Raw genomic sequence first — 19,904 nt, forward strand, 5'->3', positions numbered from 1 at the left:
AAAAAGGAATGCCGCGAATAATTTTCGCGGCATTCCTTTTTATTTTTTACCAGGTTTCTCCTTCTCCGAAGGGCCTTTTTTGGGCATTCTTCCAGCTTCTTTAAGGGCGCGGTGGATGATCCACTCCAGTTGACCATTGATGCTCCTAAATTCATCCGCAGCCCACTTTTCCAATGCATCATAAGTCTGACTGTCTATCCTTAATACAAATGATTTCTTATCCGCCATACCGCAAATTTACAGATTATTGATGCAGCGTTCCGGTATTGACAACAGGTGACACTTTTGATTCTCCGCAAAGCACTACAAGGAGGTTAGATACCATGGCCGCTTTGCGTTCTTCATCCAATACCACGATATCTTTCTGGGATAACCTGTCCAGTGCCAGTTCTACCATACCAACAGCACCTTCCACGATCTTGGTACGGGCAGCAACGATAGCGGTTGCCTGCTGACGTTGCAACATCGCACCTGCTATTTCAGGGGCATAAGCCAGGTGGCTGATACGGGCTTCCAGCACGGTGATACCTGCCGGGCCGAGACGTTCATTCAGCTCTTTTTCCAGCATCTCATTTACTTTGTCGCCACCGTCCCGCAGTGTGATATCTTGTTCTGAGCCTTCTTCTTCCATCCTGTCGTAGGGATAGCTTACTGCTAAGTGACGTACGGCCGCTTCGCTCTGTACATTTACATACTGCAGGTAGTTGTCTACTTCGAAGGATGCTTTGTAAGTATCACTTACTCTCCATACAATAACAGCAGCAATTTCGATAGGGTTTCCAAGTTTGTCGTTCACTTTTAACTGTTGTCCGTTGTGGTTATGCGCCCTTAAAGACAGATGTACTGTCTTATACAATGGGTTGACCCACATCAGGCCGTTTTCCTTAACAGTGCCGATATATTTACCAAAGAAGGTCAGCACGCGCGAGTGATTGGGGTTCACGATCAGGATACCTTTGACCAGGAAGATAAAGGCAATAAAAAAAATGGCGGCCAGGAAGAAAAAACCGGAATTCCCGGTTTGTCCCATCATTACAAAAAAGACGATGGATAAAGGGAGGGTGACCAGGGCCATAACAATAGCGAGGTAGCCCGATACAGGCTTAATGATCTTTTCCATAAGTAATGTTGTTTTGATATCATTATGATATCAAAAGTAATTAAAAGAAACCAAATTCAGGCTATTAATTTGCAGGCATCATCTAAAGGGATTATTTTAAAGCAAAATTCTGGTTATGAAGTTTATAATGGGAACGCTGTTGATATTAAGCGGTTTTTTGACTACAAAGGCTGCCAGCGTGGATACAATTGACATCTTTAGCAATGCTATGCACAAGAGCATTAAGTGTGTAGTGGTAACGCCTGATAGTTATAAGGATAAGCAGGAACGTTATCCTGTAGTATATATCCTGCACGGTCATAGTGGAAACTATAGCGACTATGTAAAGAAGATCCCGGCAATTGTAGCCATGGCAGATGTTTATCAGGAAATACTGGTTTTCCCCGATGGTGGTTTTAACAGCTGGTACCTGGACAGTCCCGTGGATAGCGCCGTGCGTTTTGAGACATATGTAGGTAGGGAGATCCCATCCTGGATCGATCAGCATTACCGCACAAAGACTTCCCGGAAGTATCGCGCTATTACCGGTCTGAGTATGGGCGGACATGGGGCATTGTATCTTGCCATCCGTCACCAGGATACTTTTGGTGCTGCAGGCAGTATGAGTGGGGGCGTGGATTTTCGACCTTTCCCTAATAACTGGCAATTAGCAGCAAAGTTGGGAGTTTACAGAGGGCATGAAAGTAACTGGGATCAAAACGTGGTAGTAAACCAGTTGTCGGGTTTAAAGAACGATTCTCTCTCATTGATTATAGACTGTGGTGTAAAGGACTTTTTCATCGATGTGAACCGTCAGTTACATCAGCGTTTACTCGAGCAAGGTATTTCACATGACTATATCGAACGCGAGGGCGGGCATAGCTGGGACTATTGGAGCAATTCGATCATGTATCAGTTGTTTTACTTTAACAGGTTTTTTAAGAAGTAGTAAATATTGTACAGACTAAAATTTTCCTGAATGAATAAAAAAGGATCCTTTCAAGGGATCTTTTTTTTATTCATTCAGGAAAAAGTATGATATTGCTTACATATAGCCATTGGCCCAAAAGAATCCGGCATTAGGCCCTCTTCACAAATTGATTCCCTTAATATTATTTTAAGACGATTGTTATCTATTTCAAGGATAATCAGACTTTGATACTGTCTGAACGTATTGAAGTGTAATTCCCTCTATGATTCAGTTTTTATTAATTTAATTAAATGAACGTTATGAATGCTTTAATGGAAAGAAAAAAGGAGACAATTTTAAATTCTTTTGAAGAAGCTTCCGATGACTATTGGAAAACGTTAGGGGAAATCGCAACATCCTCCAGGATCAAGCTGGATGATGTAGTAAAAATAGTTTTGTCTTCAAGGGAATTTTTAGAGGCATCTTATAGAGAAAAAGATGGGGAACCTGTTTTTACCACTCGTAATGTATACAGAAAGAGAGCCTCTTTTTGGCAAAAGCTATTAAGCGCCGTTACTGATAGAATAGTTTAAAAATTTCCAAAACTGTATGGCATTTTTTCAATCTCCAATTTACTATTGTATGTTGGGTGCAATCGCATTGCAACTATTACGGATAATAGAGGAATCAAAACGACCGTCAAAAAAGAGACCAGATTATAGGTCAATCAAGTACTATGTTACAGCTACCGCCTCCATTGCTATTGCTGTAATTGTTGGAGTTGTTTATTTTGATGGTGAGCCTGTTAGCCATAATCGTATAGTGTATTTTCATACGGGGGCTTCAGCACCTTTTTTAGTCCGCAGTTTGTCTAACACGTTACCGGCTATAATAAGTTCTAAGCCCCAAAAAATCAAAATCATAATAGGGTGTATCTTTGCATGATACACCCTATTATAATACTATCTTCTCTGAATTAGGTCCTGATCAAGTCCAGCTCATGTCCACCTTAACTCCACCTCAAGTCCATGCTTGATACTGGGTTAAAGTATCCATAGTACAAGGTTTGTCCTGGTGTGAGCTAATGAAATTCAGTGTAAAATCCAGCAATGTTAAAATAATATTATTGAGCCGCCTTATGAAATACTGTTATTAGTGAGTGGCATTCAATGGTTTAAACGATAACACACCCACAATTTCCTTCAATCTAGACTTCCCACAACCTTTTTTCACCAGTAATTCCAGGTCTTCCGCTCTTCTGGCCAGGTCATTGAACGTCCATTGGATAGGTGATCCTGTTGGTCTGCCTGCCGGATCAGTTACCCGGAACAAGCCGTCCGGCTGAGATGGATCACCTGTCAGGAAGGCCGCCAGGGTAGGTTTGGTGCCAAATGGTTTCGGTGCTATCTGCAGGAAAGGATCATGGGAAACACCAACAGGGTCGTTAATGAGGTTACCCACAGCTGTACGCGCTTCTCCTCCGTGACATCCACTACAGGTATTCACGGAAAGAAGATGACGTACCGTATCGTTCGTGATAAAAGCAGGACCTGCAGTAGCAGAGGCATCCCAGAAATGACCGGCAGTAACGGTATGTGCCTTGCCTCCCAGGAAGTTCAGTGAGCTGATCGGATCGACGTTCGGTATGACGTAGGTCTGGTCAAGAATTTCAGGCTGATTGGTATTGGCATATACGGCCAGCACTTGCTGATTGGCAACTGTAGCTCCTGATATCCTGTTGAATTTCAATGCCGGTTCCTGTTTAACGGTCACCTCTTCAAAGACGCCTTTTTTGCCTATTACGAACTCTCTCAGCTCCCAGGGACGGGAAAGCGCAATTTCGTTCGTTCTAAGCTGATTTAAGCTGCTTCCGTTTGGTTTGGATGTACTGGTGTTCGCAAGAGTGAACTGGTCTGTAATAGCCTGTAAAGCGCTATTATATGCACCCGTACCTGGTACCAGTGATTTCAGGTCCCACCATTGCTGGGCAAATTCATGCAGTTCCTTACAGTTGTTTTTCGGAATGCCGTATTCCAGGATGGCGGTAAACCGCAATGGCGTACAGCTCGAGCTCAATACGCCAAACACAAAACGGCCTTCTCCCGCGTTGCTGATCGTATAGCCGCTATTACCACGCAGGTCAAGACGGTTGACTATCGCCAGCAGCCGGAAAGGGGCGAAGGTAGGATCAAACGGAAATGTTTTCCAGTTAGCGGTCGTAATGATCGCCCCGGGGTTACTTTTCTGTAACCAGGGTAGGATCACCTGGTTGAAAATGGCAGTACGGGCAGGCACGTTATCAGTATTGATGGTTTGCGCTGCCATCCATTTTTCCAGCCAGGACTGAATGAGGTCCGTTACACTAATGCCGGTGGAAGGCGTATTGGCCATTTGTGTGATCAGATGACCAAAGGTCCATACCCCGTTGGGATTACCTTTCTTCGTACAGGGATTAAACGTGCGGTCAGGATCTTCAATCACGCCCAGATCAGTGATCATCAGTGAACGTGTTCTTAACTCAGGATCAGGGATCAGCTTGAACAACTCCGGATTAATGTTCGCGCCTTTAACGAAATCCAGGTTCCTCACATTGTTTTCTTTCACCAGGTTATCGATCACCGTGGCAGACCTGCCGGCCCATCTGAACAAATGCTCCCGCTTGTTCAGCTTTTCCAGGTTCGCGTCCTGGATCGCAATGAGCTCTTTTTTGAACTCCTCAAGATTCTCATTGACAGCAATAGAGAAAACGCCGTCTCCGGCTTTCTCATCGCCTTCATTTCCGTCGTCACGGAGTGAGAGTGTTTCATCGTTCACAACAATGGAGTGCACATTGTCCCTGATCTGACCGGGACGAAAGGTAGCTGTAAGCAGGACATTGTTACCGTTAACCGCTTCTTTGAGTGCTTTTACACTGATGTTCGTAGCAATAGGAGGGTTACGTTCAAACTCAGTAACAACAGCCGGGGCTTTGAGGGTGTTCTGATCTGGCGTTTTTTTCTTGCCTCCTCCGCAGGAATGGAGAACAAAAGTGGTCAGGAGTAAACCTGCCGTTAGTAGTCGGGTTGACATGCTTGTAGGTTTTGGGGTTTATAAAATGTTGTGTTACGTAGCTGAAAATGTTGTGGATACCATTTTTAAGGTATTGTGGTATTGGGGCTGTAAAATGAATCTGCAGCGTAAAGGTAGACAGGAGGGAATGTAACACTATCGCAGCGCGCGTTAAAGAAAAAGCCGGACCTCGACAGGTCCGGCTTGTTATTGCTGCTTTTTTTATAGCGGTATAGATGGCTATACGAGAATTGTTATTGCTTATCCCACCACACCGGGGTGGTCAAAGCGTTAGTACCTTGTCTTGTAATGGCTTCCTGGTAATGAGTAGGGTTAGAGGCAAGCTCTGAAGAAGGATACAGCATTCTACGCGGTATCTTTCCACCGGTGGCATTTCCTACATAGTTCACTGGTGTCAGCTGAGGATATCCGCTTCTGCGCCAGTTTGCCCATGATTCATACCAGTCCAGCACGCAGGCTGCCCAATATTGTGTGTTGATCTGGTTGTAACCGTCAGCATCTACGTATGGGTGAGCTGTCAGGTAAGCTTGCACGTCAGCGCCACTGATAGTTGCAGTAGCGCTGTATTGTGCGAGTTGTTCCATTGCAGCTTTCACGCCATTATTATAGTGAGTGGCGGCATTAGCACCAACGCTCCAGCCTCTTTTGGCTGCTTCTGCCAGCAGGAGTTCCACCTGCGCATAAGTCACCAGGAAACTAGGACCGTTGAGCTTCAGTAATACGTTTTTATTCAGAACAGAATATTTATTCAGATCGCCGGGATATCCGGGTGCTTTGCTGATATCTGTTGGACTGGCGTCTCCGTTCGTGTCATAACCATTAGGCATGCCCAGTTGATCAGAAGGAACTTCACTGTTGCTTGCAGGCACCACAGCGATGTATTTCAGGCGCGGGTCATTGTTGTTTTTCAGGAAGTCCATGAATGTTTTGCTGATGCTGGCCTCACCTTTGGTATTAATAGCGTTCCACTCACCGGAAAGGATATTGCTAACCCTGTTCACCGTAGTCCTGCCACCAGATGCATCATGTACGATGTAGGCGTTGTCTTCGTTAGATGCGATCAAACCTCCGGCATATGCTTTTTCAACCCATGTTTTGGCAGTTTCTTCCTCTCTTTTTGAAAGGCGCATACCTAAACGAAGCATCAGTGAATAAGCCAGTTTCTTCCAGCTGGCCACTACCTGGGTCGCATTAGCTGAACCTCCTTTGTTATAGATCAAGTCTCCCTGGCCATACACCTCTTTGGTAGCATCCAGTGCTTGTGCAGCTTCGTCCAGTTCTTTCAGCATATCCATATAGATAGCCTGCTGCGCGTCATATTTCGGTGTAAAGTTCCGGTCACTGTAACCCTTACCTGCATCAGAATATGGAATGTCCCCATAAATGTCTGTCAGGCGATGGAAGATCAGCACCTTGGAGATACGGGCAATGTTATACTGGTTAGACAAGTGAGCCTTGTCTTTGGTCACCCTTATTACATCCGTGATATACTTAACCTGATCTGGAAAAGCACGTTCAAAATAAGCACTTGCCCATCCGTCATTCTGCAGGTATTTATCGCCGGCATACCATGTTGCGTTTGATAATTGTTGCATCATCATCGAACAGTAGATAATGTTCACGCGCCATGTATCGTAACTGTAGTCACTGTTACCGGTGAATTCAAGTATAGCGCGGGAGAGATTATATTCCGGCACGACACTTTCTTCATTGGATTTGTTCTTGTCAGTGTTCAGATCTTCAAAGTCTTTTGTACATGCCGGTGTCAGTAGTAAAGCTGGCAGGCATAATACGAGTAATATTTTATGCAAAGATTTCATGATACCAGTTTTTAGAATTTAACATTCAGATTGACACCGAAAGACCGTGTGGTAGGCAAACCCGCATACTCCAGCCCCTGTGCATTACTGTTGCTGTAGTTTGATTCAGGATCGATGTTGGGCGTTGATTTCTTGAAGTAGAAAAGGTTACGTCCAACAAGAGATACACTGATACCATTCAACCTGTTGTTCAGCGCCTTTTTTGTGAAGTCGTATGTCAGACTCAGAGAGCGGAACTTAATGAAATCAGATTTGTATACATGTAATGATGAAACGGTAGCAAGCCTGTTGTAGTAATCATCAGGAGTAACAGTGGTGGTTTTTGTTTCACCTGTTTCTGTAACACCGGTTACAACTACACCGCCTTCACGCCCTGGCAGTGTTTCTTTATGCAAACCATAGCTATAAGCATTGGCATTGGTACCTGAGTAGATCTTACCGCCTGCCTTGAAGTCGATCAGGAAATTCAGGTGGAATCTTCCGTAGGAAATGTCATTGCTCCATCCGCCGGTATAAGGTGCTACACCGCTACCTTGTGCAATCAGCGCGTCAGTACGCTGTGGTACGCCGGATGCATCAACGATCAGTTCCCCCTTCGCATTGCGTTTGAAGTCGTACGTCATGATCTGTGAGTAAGGCAGTCCCACTACGTGATTGATGAAACCATCTTCAGTACGTGACTCTCCGCCTTCAACCAGCATGGAGTTTTGTCCTTCAGCCAGCGCGATCACTTTGTTTTTGTTATGAGCAAAATTGAAAGTGGTGGTCCATGCAAAGTTGGCCGACTTCACAGGCGTGCCGCCTATCATCAGTTCTATACCTTTGTTCTCCAGTTTACCTACATTCACCAATGCTGCAGTATAACCTGATCCTGCAGATACTGAAGCTGTTACAATGTCATTGGAAGCCTGTTTGTTATACCAGCTGAAGTCACCGAATAAGCGATTATTTAACAGTTTAAGTTCAGCACCGATTTCCAGTTCTGTTACTTTCAAAGGTTTCAGTTCGCTGTTAGGGATCTTATTGTCGATATCGCCAAGTGGTACACCATTGAGACTGTTACCCAGGGTGCTGTAGTAGAGGGCTGTTTTGTATTCTTCCGCATCGCCTCCTACCTGCGCGAAACCAGCCCTTATCTTACCAAAGCTCAGCCAGTTGTTTTTGATATTCTCAGAGAATACATATGAACCGCTGACAGAAGGATAATTATAGGAGTTATTCTTTTTAGGCAGCGTGCTGCTCCAGTCATTACGGTCAGTCACTGTCAGGTATAAGGTACTGTTCCAGGACAGCTCTAATGAACCATATACAGACTGCACTTCTTTATTAAACTGTACGATAGTACTGTTTTTGGTAGCTGCTGTTGAAGGATTGTAAACGAATGGGAAGGCGAAATTGGATGCAGTCACATCGTTTATCCTGTCAGTCTTCTTCAGCAGGTTACCACCGGCAGTGAAACTCAGGTTTAATTTGCTGGTGAGCGCTTTATTGATACCCAGTAACGCATCTATGTTCGTTTCATTGAATTGGCGGTTACGTTCCAGGTCCAGGCTGCCTTTCGGGCGATAAGCCGTACCGGTTGGCGTAATAGAAGTAGCATTGAAACCAAAGTAGTCGTTCGCTATGCGTGCCTGGACGAACAACCATGGTACAGGCGTATAACGCAGGCTGGTCACGCCTAGTACACGGTCTTTCTTTGTGTTGTTCATGAAACGGTAAGCTGCGAAGTATGGGTTGGTACTGAACAGATCACTGCTGTACACAGTTTCGTTCATCTGCTCATCATAACCTGGCGCCAGGTAAGATGCCGCTACGTTGGCAGGCAGGAAGGCTATACCATAATTACCATTACCGGGAGCATCACTCAGATTAGAACGGTTGTTTGTGATTTCCTTCGCATAGATAACGTTTGTCTGCCCGCTGAATTTATCTGATAATTTATAATTGAGATCGATGTTTACGTTGTCGCGGATGTATTCTGTATTAGGATATACACCGTTGCTTCGCAGATCTCCAAGTGCAATACGGTAAGTTGTTTTGTCACTTCCGCCTGCTACTGACAGCGTGTTACTGAAAGTAGATCCTGTTTTGTAGAAGTCTTTGATGTGGTTACCTTGTTTGGAATAAGGGCGGGACATACCATCGAACATGATGGTAGAAGAGCCATCCAGTTTGCTGCCCCAGCTTGATAAACCGCTGTTAAGTGCAGATGCTACGTTCGTTGGCTTTGCGCCTTTGATACCCTGTCCATATACATCCTGGAAGTCCAGGAAGTCATTTACTTTGTCAATAGTGACGTTGCTGTTTAATTCTACCTGCATTTGTCCTGCCTTACCAGCTTTGGTGGTGATGAGGATAACGCCATTCACACCACGCTGACCATACAAGGCAGAAGCAGCAGCTCCTTTAAGGATAGTCATATCTTCAATATCATCCGGGTTGATGCTGGAGATACCGTCGCCAAGATCGGTACCACCCCACTTGCCGGCAGAACCCAGGTTAGCGTTGTTCATGGGAATGCCATTCACAACATACAAGGGCTGATTGGCGCCACTCAGGGAAGAGTTACCCCTGATCGTTACACGGGAAGAACCGCCCGGACCTGTGGAGGGGGGAGCACTGTTTACCCCTGCTACACGGCCTTCCAGGGCATTGGCTACGCTGATCTCCCTGGCTTTGGTCATATCTGCACCATTTACTTTTGATACAGCATAACCATTGCTGCGCGCTTCTTTACGTATGCCCAATGCAGTTACTACTACTTCATTGATATTGGCAACATCGTCCTGAAGGGTTACATCGATGGATGTCTGATCTCCTGCTGCTACTTCCTGAGTGAGGAAACCAATAAATCTGAATACCAGAATGTCTGAAGGGGATTTAACAGAGATTACAAACTTGCCATCTTGACCGGTAGCGGTGCCTACATTGCTGTTTTTGATCAATACATTAACACCAGGGATCGGGTTGCCGGTCTTGTCCCTAACGACACCCCTGATCTGCTTCTGCTGCCTCATACTGGAGAAAGGCGTAGGAGCTGCGAAGGCCATTTGCGTGCCGTCGGCAAGCATAAGACCGAGCATTACTCCTGCAGTAATGCATGCTTTGTTAAAGCGTAGTTTACTTGTCATAGATACTCCTTTTGGATGATTAGAATAGTTTAAACCCATGGTGACATAGCAAGGGCAGCTGGGTGCAGATTGCATCCATTGCGTTCTTTTGCAGAAGCCATCTATACTATGTCTGACGTGATATTTATTCCCTTTTGGTTGATAAACGGCATAACAATGCATACCGGTGCGTTTTCCACGCACAGTGAAAATGTTGCGATTTGTTTTAGTTGATATTAATACTTACATGTTCAAACGTGATACGCCGTCTTGTCCCTATGTGTCTCAACAAGCACTATTAGCGCATAAAAAGGTGTCGTGTGGAAAATAAAATAGTACCATGTACCGTGAAAAAAAAATTATGGCTTGTCCCACCATAATCTTGTGCCTCCATTATCTTCTCCTTTTAGTGTGTGTATCGCTCTCTGTACACCGACAGGATTGGTAGCATATTCGAATTGAATAAAGGGAATGCGGCGGATGAATGTTGAAGAAGGAATTTTGCCGCCGCTGTTGTTAACTACTACAGGAAAAAGTTTAGGGTAACCTGTGCGCCGGAACTCAGACCAGGCTTCCTGTCCGTCGGGGAACATAGCGATCCATTTCTGTGTGATAATCCGTTCCAACTTTTCATGAACAGGTGCATTGTGCACCCATTTGATGGTCCGCTTGCTTAAATAAGGACTGCCGGATGAAATATTGTTCATGGGGTTCTGTGGGTCGCTATAGGGTTTCGGAGTTAGCGAATCATCATTTATATAATTACTATAGAACGGCGTCAGATCGTATTGTTTAAAGGAAGTATAAATGCCTTTTTCATAATTGTCTTTTGCGTCACCGGCGCCCTTCCATGAGTAAAGTGCTGCTTCCGCTTTCAGGAACCATGCCTCGGCTGCAGTGCATAACTGTATCCTGGACGGTTGTAAGGCCAGTTTTGAACAACCGGTATACGCATCCTTACTCGTGATAGCAATACCATTCCTGATACCACGATAAAGAGAGTCCCGCATATCTGACGGTACAAAGTACCGGGAAATGCGCGGATCATGATAACCACAGAGAATAGATTCCATAGAAGCACCCATCCTGATATCGTTCCAGGAATTACAGATCACATTCAGCGGGTGCGTAAGCGGAGCAATATTGATAGTAAAGTTATCGTCGGGATTATTAAGTACCCCATATTCCTGGTTTAAAGCAGCCTCACCTTCTTTTTTTGCCCTGGAAGGTGACACTTCAGATATACGTAAAGCCAGTCGTAGCCGTAAGGTATTGGCCAGTTTGATCCATTTGATGTAATCGCCGCTATAGGAGAGATCAAAGTTCTTAAACCGGTTGGAAGAGGAGGTCGGTACGTATTTATTCAGGGTGGTGATGGCTGAGTCAAGATCTTTGAAGAAAGCATCATAGGCTGCCTCTTGTGAATCGTAATCTATACTTCTGTCATCATCAATGATCGCATAACGTGTATAGATGATGGGACCGTAGATATCACTTACCCTATGCATTGCCAGTACTCTTATGATCTGCGCCCAGGCATAAAAATCAGGATATTTCCCCCTGCATTTATCCATAACGAATTTGCAGTTGGGCATAACGTTCCCATATGCCGTTAGCCAGGCATCGTCGTTCCAGTTATCCAGGAGGTCATACGTAATATTATTACGGTTATCCTGGAAAGGACTGGGTGACATCATATATCCGGAAAAGACATCTCCCATCAGGTTTTGTTGCAGCTGCGTAATAGATACGTCATTGCTGACATAAACACTGAGCATGGATTGTACCAGCGGATCGCCGATCAGCTTAAAATTGCCCTGTATGTCATCATCATACAGGTCGTAGGGGTTGGTATTGATGCTTTCAAAATTGCGCGTACAGGCAACCGGAAGCGTCAGCCCGGATAGCAGAACTATGATTACGTTAATTATAGATCTTCCCTTATTCATTCATAAGCTCTTTTTACAAGACGAGTTTAATATTAGCGCCTATGCTTCTTAAAGCTGATAAGCCAAATGCGTCTATTCCCTGTAAGCCATTACCGCTGCTCATGGATACTTCAGGATCAAATGGAGCATCTAGTTTGAAAAAGCAGAGGTTCCTGCCGATCAGGCCTACCTGCATCATGTTGATCCATTTGCTCTTTAACGGTAATTTGTATGTAAGTGATATCTCTCTAAGTCTGATATTTGTGGCATCGTACATATACATTTCACCGATGCCGGCCCTGCTGCCGATAGTGGCAAAAAACCTGCGTTCGTCGTATGGACTGGTAAGCGGAACGCCATTTTCATATACTGCATTGATTGTCACGCCGCCTGCATCCCTGGCTTTAGCACTGGCCTCACTGACGCCATAGCTGTCCAGCACAGAGTTGGTCACACTCATCACCTTGCCACCGAACCGGCCATCTATCAGGAAATTTAGTGCGAAGCTTTTGTAGGTGAGAGAGTTATTCCAGCCTAACATAAAACGTGGATTCGGATTGCCTACTTTTTTCAATACATTGCGGGTCTTCAGATTACCCTGATCGTCAATAACGAGCTGTCCTTTTTCATTCCTGTATAATTCCTTGTTGGTATAAATATCGCCCCATGAACCTCCTTCCTTAATAAAGGACCCGTACATGTTGGTCAGGAAGTCAGTGAGAATATAATAGTTATCGGGACCTGCACCTGGTATGCTGCTGTTACTGAGTTTTACTACTTTATTATTATTGATGGTCAGGTTGAAATTGGTGTTCCATCTCCACTGCGTTTGTTGTACCGGCACAATGTTCAGCGTCGCTTCCCATCCTTTGTTCTCAATATTGCCCAGGTTCAGGTAATAAAACAGGAATCCGGAGCCGGAAGGCGCGCGTACTTCCATGTATTGCTGATAGTTATTGTTCTTATACCAGGTCACGTCAATGCCAACACGGTCTTTCAGGATACGAAGTTCGGCGCCTACTTCAAGTGAGCGGTTATCTTCCGGTTTCAGATAGATGCCCGGATAAGGTGCACGGGTATTGAAATTAACACGGGGGACGCCCGCTGTGGTCATCACAAGGAAGCGTGCTGGCCGGGAAGAATAAGGTGCAATATCATTTCCCGCCTTTGCATACGACGCACGCACCTTTGCAAAGCTGATAGCTGCAGGCATATTGAACCACTCACTTAGCACAGTACTAACACCGGCGGAGTAATAGAAATATCCTTTACTTTTGATAGGAGTGAAGGCAAAGGTACTGGACCAGTCATTACGCCCTGTCAGATCAAGGAACACACGTTGTTTCCAGTTAAGCTGTGCGCTACCGAAGAATGCCTGTAATTGTTTCTTGTCAATGGTTTGCTGAATGTCCAGCGCATTACCGGCAATATTATTCACAGTGAAAACATTCGGTACTATCAGCCCTTCCGCTGCGGTGGGGTTAGTACTGATCAATGTTTTGTCATGCGACTTCACATCGGTGATGCTGACGCCCAGCATAGCCTGCAGCTTTAAATGTGATGACAGCTGCCGGGTACCGGTCAGCATCATGTCGGCATATAACTGGGTGTTCGATTCGGTTTCGCGTGTGTATCTGCCATTCGGCGGACTTAACACCTGTTGGGTGCCTGCATGTGCAGACATCGCATATCGGTCATAACTTTTATCGAAATTACCTCTCGCCTGCAACCATAACCAGCTGGCCAGTTTGTATTTCAGAGAGAGAGAGGCCATGCCCCTGTACCTGACTTCCCTGCGCTGGTCCCTGTATTGTATCCAGTAAGGATTTTGCTGATCGTCCATTCCTGTCCAGTCCAGATCTTTGCGGATGTTCCACCAGTTTTGAAGAGGAAGGTTACGGGTAGGATCAGCATACTCAAATTGCTTGTAAGTGTTGAAATCCAATCCCCTTGGCATATTATACAGCCCTGTCAGCGGATTATAATACAGCCCGGAAGAGGGGCGGTTCAACACGTCCTGTATGACATAAGAAAGATTGAGGTCCGCCTGCAATTTCTTCTTCAGCATATTGCCGGTGATGCGGGTATTAAAGGTATGCCGCTGAAAATGATTGGCGGGCATAATGCCCCGGCTCATTGTATTGGCATAGGAAAGATAGTATTGTTTATTCTCTGTACCACCGCTGTAAGACAGGCCATTGGTAGAAGTCAGGCCGGTCCGGAAGAAATCCCTGGTATGGTCGGGCGTCTGTATCTTACTGCCCCAGCTGTCTGAGGAACCCGGCTGCAGCTTATCCTTGTCGTCTTTGTAAGGCCGGATGGTTTGTCCGTAGCGAAATTGCAGTTTTGGCAACAGGAGAGGAGCATCTACCATCAGATCAGACGAAACATTGATACGTCCCTTGCCGGCATTCCCCCTTTTTGTTGTGATCATGATCACGCCGTTGGCTGCCTGGCTGCCATACAAAGCTGCAGCAGAGGCACTTTTCAGTACGCTGAAATTTTCAATGTCGTCAGGATTGATATTTGAAATACCATCACCGCCATCGCGGCCTCCGGTACCGACTATACCGGATGATTGACCCCAGATGTCTGTCGGTTGTGAAGGCGTGAAGTTAGCCATAGGCACACCATCAATGATATACAGTGGTTGATTTTCACGTGTGGATTTATTACCGCGCAGTATTACTCTGGCAGAGCCGCCTATGCCTGAAGCGCTTCTGTTGATCATCACTCCAGCTACTTTGCCGGCCAGGCTGTTGATCACGTTAGCGTCTTTGATGGTGGAAATATCTTCATTGAAAACGTGGCCGGTAGAATAGGGGAGTTCTTTGTTACTCTTGGGGATGCCTAGTGCGGTTACTATCTGTTCACTTAATCCGCATACGCTTTCAATCAATGTTACATCCAGCGTAGGTTGTTCTCCGGGAACGATCTCTTTATTCAGAAAACCCACTGACCGGAAGACGAGAATTTCATCGGGGACGACTTTGATACTGTAGTAACCTTCATCGTCAGTATGCACACCTTTGTGAGAGCCTTTTACAAGGATGGTGGCGCCAGGTAACGGGCGCCCACGGGTGTCCTGCACACGTCCTGTTAACTGAAGGCGAACGTCAGCACCGGCTGCATACATCTTTCCGTTTGCCTCTTCTGTCTTAGTGGCCCATACAATGATCTTGTCGTCTTTTATGAGAAAAGAAAGTCCGGTACGGACGGAGAGTTTGTCAAGTACTTCCTTTACAGGGAGATCTTTACAATGTAAAGAGAACTTCTTACTGATATCAAAGGCTCCTTTATCATAGTGGAAATTCAGGCGGCTCTGTAAGGCTATTTCCGCCATGATATCAGAAAGATTTGCATTACTGGCACTGATAGTGATACACTGATTGCAGGGAGACAGCTGTTGTTGGGCATGCACAGGAGAGCTACCGGTCAATGAAGGCATTAACAGGAAGCCGGCAATAATACATACTTTACAGAAGTATGATTTTCCCCTCATATAGCCTCATTTAGATGTACGTTCAAAAGCAGCTTCAATGAAAAAGTGTTCGCCCTGTCGGGGCCAATAGATCTACCAGCATTATTCTTTGTTCTTCAGTATTACGGTGTCCTTTCCGATGGTGTAGGAAAGTGATTCTGTCAGGCATATGGTTTCAATAACGTTTGCCAGGGTCTCCTGTCTGAAATTTCCGGTATAGGTCCAGTCGCTCTTATTGCTTTCATTAATGATAGTTACGCCGTACCTGTTTTCGATACCGATACGTACTTGCTCATAGGATGCATCTTTGAAAATAAGGTAACCTTTCTGCCAGCCGGTAACTTCGTCGGCATCAAAATTGGTCTTCACAAGTTGCAGGGAGCGGAGGTCATAGCTGGCCTGCTCGCTCGGCTGCAATATAACAAATGGTTGCGATGCGGTGGTAACTTTTACTTTACCGCTAAGCAGCGCAACTGTGATTTGCTGTTCATGCGTGTAGGCGCGCACATTAAAAGTAGTACCTAGTGCCACGGTGGTAACGTTGCCTGCGTGGACGGTAAAGACGTTTTCAGCTCCAGGAGCGGCATCAAACCAGGCTTCTCCTTCTTCCAGGAATATATCCCGTTGTTTGCCCGTAAAATGTTCTGCGTAGCGAACCTTACTGGCGGCATTCAGTACAATTTTGCTACCGTCTTCCAGAGCAATCTGCTCCTGGATACCTTTAGGCGTATTGACAGTAATAAAACCGTCGGCAATGACACGGGTGCTTTGTGCCTGATTACCGGCAATGGGCTGCTGTCCTGGTGTGACAGGCGTAGCAGGTTGCTGCCTTTGCTGGAAGAACCAGGCGCCGGCGGCTACCAATACGGTAATGGCGGCGGCCGCATAATACCAGGAACGCATAAAGCGTCTGGGGGCCGGTTGTATCTGTTTCATGAGCGCACGTTGTACTGTGCCGAGGTCCGCCTGAACCTCCTGCTCACTTTTAGGCGATGTATATTGATCGCCAATGCTATTAAACCACTCTTCAATTACTGCTGCTTCTTCCGGGGTGCATTGGCCTTCGTTATAACGCTCGAGTATTTTCCTTATCTTATCTTGCTCCACTGCTTGCAAATTTGAAATGTCCCAATGATAAAGCTATGTCGTACCAGTAAGGGACAGGTACCATTAGTTGGCAAAAAATGAGTACATGGCCTGTGTGGTGAGCAGGAACAGCACAATGTCCGTCCTGGCATGGTTAGCGCGTAATATCTTAAGGGCTTTTGTTATCTGGTTTTTAACTGTTTGTTGTGATAGTCCCAGTCTAAGGGCGATCTGCTCAACTGTCTGATGCTCAACGCGGCTTAACATGAAGATTTCCTTCATTCTCTCAGGCAGGTGATTGATGGTCTCAAAAACATCCTGTGTCCTGGTCCGGCTGTCTACCAGCTCGGCAATACCACCCGGTTGCACGTCAAAGTGCTCTATCAGCTGTTGCAGATATTTCCGGTAGGTGGTATTCTTACGGTAAATGTCTATGATCTTATGTCTGGCAGACTGGTACAGGTAAGATTTAAGCGATTCATTTACACTGATAGACTGCCTTCTTTCCCACAGTGAGGTGAAGAGGTCCTGCAGGACATCCTTACCGGCATCAGCACCGTCTATCTTGCTGAGAATGTAGAGGTATAAAGGATGACTGTAACGCTCATAAATAACGTTAAAAGCATTTATACTGTCTTCTTGCAGCAGCGATAGTAATTCTTGGTCAGTGTAATTACTATACATGGATTACAGCAAATAGAGTTTGGTTGATAAATGGTTTATTATCAGTGAATAATTCCATTTATAGTGGCATCTTTAGTTGTCAGCCGAAAGGAAATTAATACATTTTGACCAATTACCAAACAATTTACACTGCATGTTCGCAACCGATGTTACTACTTGGCTGATGATCAGGATATAGTCCTGCTGATTTTAGTAGTAAGGATATAGTCTGCTTATAAATGTATTTATCACGCTTCTTTCAGCCTTAATTCGTTCTTATACTCCTTAGGAGTTTTACCGACGATCTCTTTGAAAAAGCGATTGAAGTTGGATAGATTTTTAAACCCGCAGGAATAGGCAATTTCGGCAATGGACCAATCTTCTTCTGTCAGTCGTTTGCAGGCATGGCCAATACGTACTTCATTCAGGAACTGCACAAATGATTTCTTGGTACGGTTCTTAAAAAAGCGGCAGAAAGACTGTGGTGAAAGATTGGTGATACTCGCTACATCCTGCAATGAGATCTCTTTAGAGAAGTTGCCCATCACATATTTGAACACCTCATCGATCTTGTGGTTATCCTTTGCATTGAATGCATGTGAATATCCTGTACTGGCCAGGTATTGCACATCTTTCGTCTCTGCCAGTACTTTAAGGATGCTTAACAATGAAATGATCCTTTCCAGTCCTTCTTTTTTTGGCAGGGTTAATATCTGCTCTTTCAGGATATCATAGGTCGGACCCAGTATCTTCATCCCGCGTTGTGCCCTGTGGAAGAGATCTGTCAACGATTTCGTTTCCGGTAGTCCGTAAAATTTATCTCCAAAAATATCTTTCGGAAAATAGATCACCACAGACCGTGCTTTTAACTGTTCGTTATTTTTATGGTAGCTTTCGTCATTATACCATACGTGGGGAATATGTGGCCCCAGAAAAACCATGTCGCCAACATCAAAACTCTCGATGCTGTCCCCTACGATTCTCTTTCCATTGCTTTCCATTACGAATACAAGCTCACATTCCGGATGAAAGTGAAAAGGTGTATTGAAATAAGGATCACATCGCTCTATTATGGTGATCTGATTGTCGGCAAACGCCCCCACTTTAATAAGAATGGGTTTCATGTAATTATAGTTTAAAACTTCCCTTGACCTGTGTGATGACTCTCGAACAGTGTGCGTAAACTATCCTGGTTATGACCCCTGCTGCATGCTGATACAGCAAATATTGCAAATCCCCCTGACAGAACTTTTTCTTATAAAATGCCAAATTAGAAAATTTTGGTTAAAAAAACATCATTTATTCGTAATAATCATGCGGGAAAAACAGAAAGAGAATATTATTATATTTGGCGGTGTGCTGTTAAGGTTCTAATTTTCTGATGAATATCAAACCAAATCTGAATTTCGTGAAAGGAATATCCATTAAAGATATTGCCCAAGAGGCAGGTGTTTCTCCTACAACAGTTTCTTTTGTATTAAATGGTAAAGGAAAGGAAAAAAGGATCAGCGAACAGGTCAGCAAAAGGATCCTGAAGATTGCCGGAAAGCTGAAATATAAGCCTAACCAGCTTGCAAGAGGTTTACGCACCGGTAAAACAAAGACGATCGGATTAATAGTAGAAGATATAGCGAACAGTTTTTTTGCCAATGTAGCCAAAGTTGTAGAGGATGAAGCAGATAAATTTGGTTATAAAGTGCTTTTCGGAAGTACCGAAGACAATGAAGAAAAAGCTAAAGGGTTGCTGGAAGTACTGCGCTACCGCCAGGTAGACGGATATATTATCACACCAACACTTAATCTTGATAAGGAGATCGTCTCCCTTCAGAAGCCTGTCGTGCTGATGGACCGCTATTTTCCAAATATCGCAGATTCACATTACGTAGTGGTAGATAACTTCCAGGGAGCCTATGTGGCCGTCAGTCACCTGGTGGAACAAGGCTACAAGAAGATCGGCATCATCACTACGACTTCCTCACAGATACAAATGCAGCAACGTCTGGAGGGTTTTGTAGATGCATTGAAGAAACACGGTCTGCCGGCAGGAAAGAACGTTATCAAACGCCTCCCGTTCGATCTTGACAGGGCAGGGTTCATCCAGGAGATCACCCAATACCTGCAGGCTAATAAAGACCTCGATGCGTTGTTCTTTGCAACCAACTATCTTGGAATCTGCGGTATAGAAAGCATTCGCGCAATCGGTCTTCACATCGGTACTGATATAGGTATGGTCAGCTTTGACGATCATGATATCTTCCGCCTGCACAGCCCTTCTATCACCTGTGTGGCCCAACCTGTGGAAGAGATCGGACGCAGACTTATTCATTTGCTGATAGCAGAACTTGAACATAGTTCCACTACTCCTCAACAAGTAGTCCTCTCACTTGAACTACGCAAAAGGGAATCATCCATGCAGCACATGTCTCATGTGAACGCATAAAAATTAACTGGAGAAAAATACTATTAACCCACGTAAACCCTTTGTAGTCAGTAGTACAACGAATATGTTATAATTCCGCGAACGACGTTTGATAAGCGTTGAGATTGTTAAATAATTGCAAAAATAATTTGTGTTTGAGTAAAACTTTATCTAAGTTTGAATTGATAATAATTCACAGTTATAGGGGAACAATAGAAAAGTAAAACAGAGCATTTCTTTTTTTAAAATAATAGGCTAAAACGTTTAATATCTATAGCCTTAAGCATAAGTGAACAATACGTTAAATCAAGCATTTTAA

General features: G+C 44.7%; 13 protein-coding genes. 3 read left to right on the plus strand and 10 right to left on the minus strand.

The genetic code is table 11. The features are described 5' to 3' along the window. Positions 1-39 precede the first annotated feature (39 nt). Together C7475_RS18900 and C7475_RS18905 are read right to left on the minus strand one after the other, a co-directional pair. A complete protein-coding gene (locus tag C7475_RS18900; protein WP_110054942.1) occupies positions 40-228 on the minus strand; it encodes a hypothetical protein in 189 nt (62 codons plus the stop codon). A 16-nt stretch (positions 229-244) separates the two neighbouring features. After that, complete coding sequence (locus C7475_RS18905; RefSeq protein ID WP_110054943.1) at positions 245-1,120, minus strand: SPFH domain-containing protein; 876 nt, start codon at positions 1,118-1,120, stop codon at positions 245-247. Positions 1,121-1,235: 115 nt separating this feature from the next. Between C7475_RS18905 and C7475_RS18910 the strand changes: the two genes are divergently transcribed. Both C7475_RS18910 and C7475_RS18915 read left to right on the plus strand, forming a co-directional pair. Continuing rightward, entirely contained in the window at positions 1,236-2,048 is an 813-nt protein-coding gene (locus C7475_RS18910) for an alpha/beta hydrolase family protein (RefSeq protein ID WP_110054944.1), read from the plus strand. A gap of 281 nt (positions 2,049-2,329) precedes the next feature. Next, entirely contained in the window at positions 2,330-2,602 is a 273-nt protein-coding gene (locus C7475_RS18915; protein ID WP_146217591.1) for a hypothetical protein, read from the plus strand. Positions 2,603-3,161: 559 nt separating this feature from the next. Here the strand turns inward: C7475_RS18915 and C7475_RS18920 are convergent. The 8 genes from C7475_RS18920 to C7475_RS18955 form a co-directional block, all read right to left on the minus strand. Further along, a complete protein-coding gene (locus C7475_RS18920) occupies positions 3,162-5,078 on the minus strand; it encodes a choice-of-anchor X domain-containing protein (RefSeq protein WP_110054946.1) in 1,917 nt (638 codons plus the stop codon). Positions 5,079-5,311: 233 nt separating this feature from the next. Then, complete coding sequence (locus C7475_RS18925) at positions 5,312-6,898, minus strand: SusD/RagB family nutrient-binding outer membrane lipoprotein (protein ID WP_110054947.1); 1,587 nt, start codon at positions 6,896-6,898, stop codon at positions 5,312-5,314. Between the two features lie 11 nt (positions 6,899-6,909). Next, a complete protein-coding gene (locus tag C7475_RS18930) occupies positions 6,910-10,029 on the minus strand; it encodes a SusC/RagA family TonB-linked outer membrane protein (RefSeq protein WP_158286547.1) in 3,120 nt (1,039 codons plus the stop codon). A gap of 338 nt (positions 10,030-10,367) precedes the next feature. Next, positions 10,368-11,957: a SusD/RagB family nutrient-binding outer membrane lipoprotein gene (locus tag C7475_RS18935; protein ID WP_110054949.1), complete on the minus strand. Its 1,590-nt coding sequence runs from the start codon at positions 11,955-11,957 to the stop codon at positions 10,368-10,370. Between the two features lie 13 nt (positions 11,958-11,970). Continuing rightward, positions 11,971-15,438, minus strand: coding sequence for a SusC/RagA family TonB-linked outer membrane protein (locus C7475_RS18940; RefSeq protein WP_110054950.1), 3,468 nt, complete (start codon positions 15,436-15,438; stop codon positions 11,971-11,973). An 81-nt stretch (positions 15,439-15,519) separates the two neighbouring features. Then, on the minus strand, positions 15,520-16,524 hold the full coding sequence (locus tag C7475_RS18945; protein WP_146217592.1) for a FecR family protein: 1,005 nt from the start codon (positions 16,522-16,524) through the stop codon (positions 15,520-15,522). Positions 16,525-16,587: 63 nt separating this feature from the next. Then, positions 16,588-17,187: an RNA polymerase sigma factor gene (locus C7475_RS18950; RefSeq protein WP_110054952.1), complete on the minus strand. Its 600-nt coding sequence runs from the start codon at positions 17,185-17,187 to the stop codon at positions 16,588-16,590. 227 nt (positions 17,188-17,414) lie between these two features. After that, positions 17,415-18,290: an AraC family transcriptional regulator gene (locus C7475_RS18955; protein WP_110054953.1), complete on the minus strand. Its 876-nt coding sequence runs from the start codon at positions 18,288-18,290 to the stop codon at positions 17,415-17,417. A gap of 257 nt (positions 18,291-18,547) precedes the next feature. Here C7475_RS18955 and C7475_RS18960 point away from each other — a divergent pair, with 257 nt between their 5' ends. Beyond that, positions 18,548-19,606: a LacI family DNA-binding transcriptional regulator gene (locus tag C7475_RS18960; protein ID WP_110054954.1), complete on the plus strand. Its 1,059-nt coding sequence runs from the start codon at positions 18,548-18,550 to the stop codon at positions 19,604-19,606. Positions 19,607-19,904: the final 298 nt, after the last annotated feature.

Source organism: Chitinophaga sp. S165 (assembly GCF_003182155.1).
Classification (GTDB): domain Bacteria; phylum Bacteroidota; class Bacteroidia; order Chitinophagales; family Chitinophagaceae; genus Chitinophaga.

Bases quoted from the DNA above. Each gene is read 5' to 3' on its own strand.
- C7475_RS18935 (WP_110054949.1), bottom strand. From the start codon at position 11,957: ATGAATAAGGGAAGATCTATAATTAACGTAATCATAGTTCTGCTATCC.
- C7475_RS18920 (WP_110054946.1), bottom strand. From the start codon at position 5,078: ATGTCAACCCGACTACTAACGGCAGGTTTACTCCTGACCACTTTTGTT.
- C7475_RS18900 (WP_110054942.1), bottom strand. From the start codon at position 228: ATGGCGGATAAGAAATCATTTGTATTAAGGATAGACAGTCAGACTTAT.
- C7475_RS18960 (WP_110054954.1), top strand. From the start codon at position 18,548: ATGAATATCAAACCAAATCTGAATTTCGTGAAAGGAATATCCATTAAA.
- C7475_RS18955 (WP_110054953.1), bottom strand. From the start codon at position 18,290: ATGAAACCCATTCTTATTAAAGTGGGGGCGTTTGCCGACAATCAGATC.
- C7475_RS18950 (WP_110054952.1), bottom strand. From the start codon at position 17,187: ATGTATAGTAATTACACTGACCAAGAATTACTATCGCTGCTGCAAGAA.
- C7475_RS18930 (WP_158286547.1), bottom strand. From the start codon at position 10,029: ATGACAAGTAAACTACGCTTTAACAAAGCATGCATTACTGCAGGAGTA.
- C7475_RS18915 (WP_146217591.1), top strand. From the start codon at position 2,330: ATGAATGCTTTAATGGAAAGAAAAAAGGAGACAATTTTAAATTCTTTT.
- C7475_RS18905 (WP_110054943.1), bottom strand. From the start codon at position 1,120: ATGGAAAAGATCATTAAGCCTGTATCGGGCTACCTCGCTATTGTTATG.
- C7475_RS18925 (WP_110054947.1), bottom strand. From the start codon at position 6,898: ATGAAATCTTTGCATAAAATATTACTCGTATTATGCCTGCCAGCTTTA.
- C7475_RS18910 (WP_110054944.1), top strand. From the start codon at position 1,236: ATGAAGTTTATAATGGGAACGCTGTTGATATTAAGCGGTTTTTTGACT.
- C7475_RS18940 (WP_110054950.1), bottom strand. From the start codon at position 15,438: ATGAGGGGAAAATCATACTTCTGTAAAGTATGTATTATTGCCGGCTTC.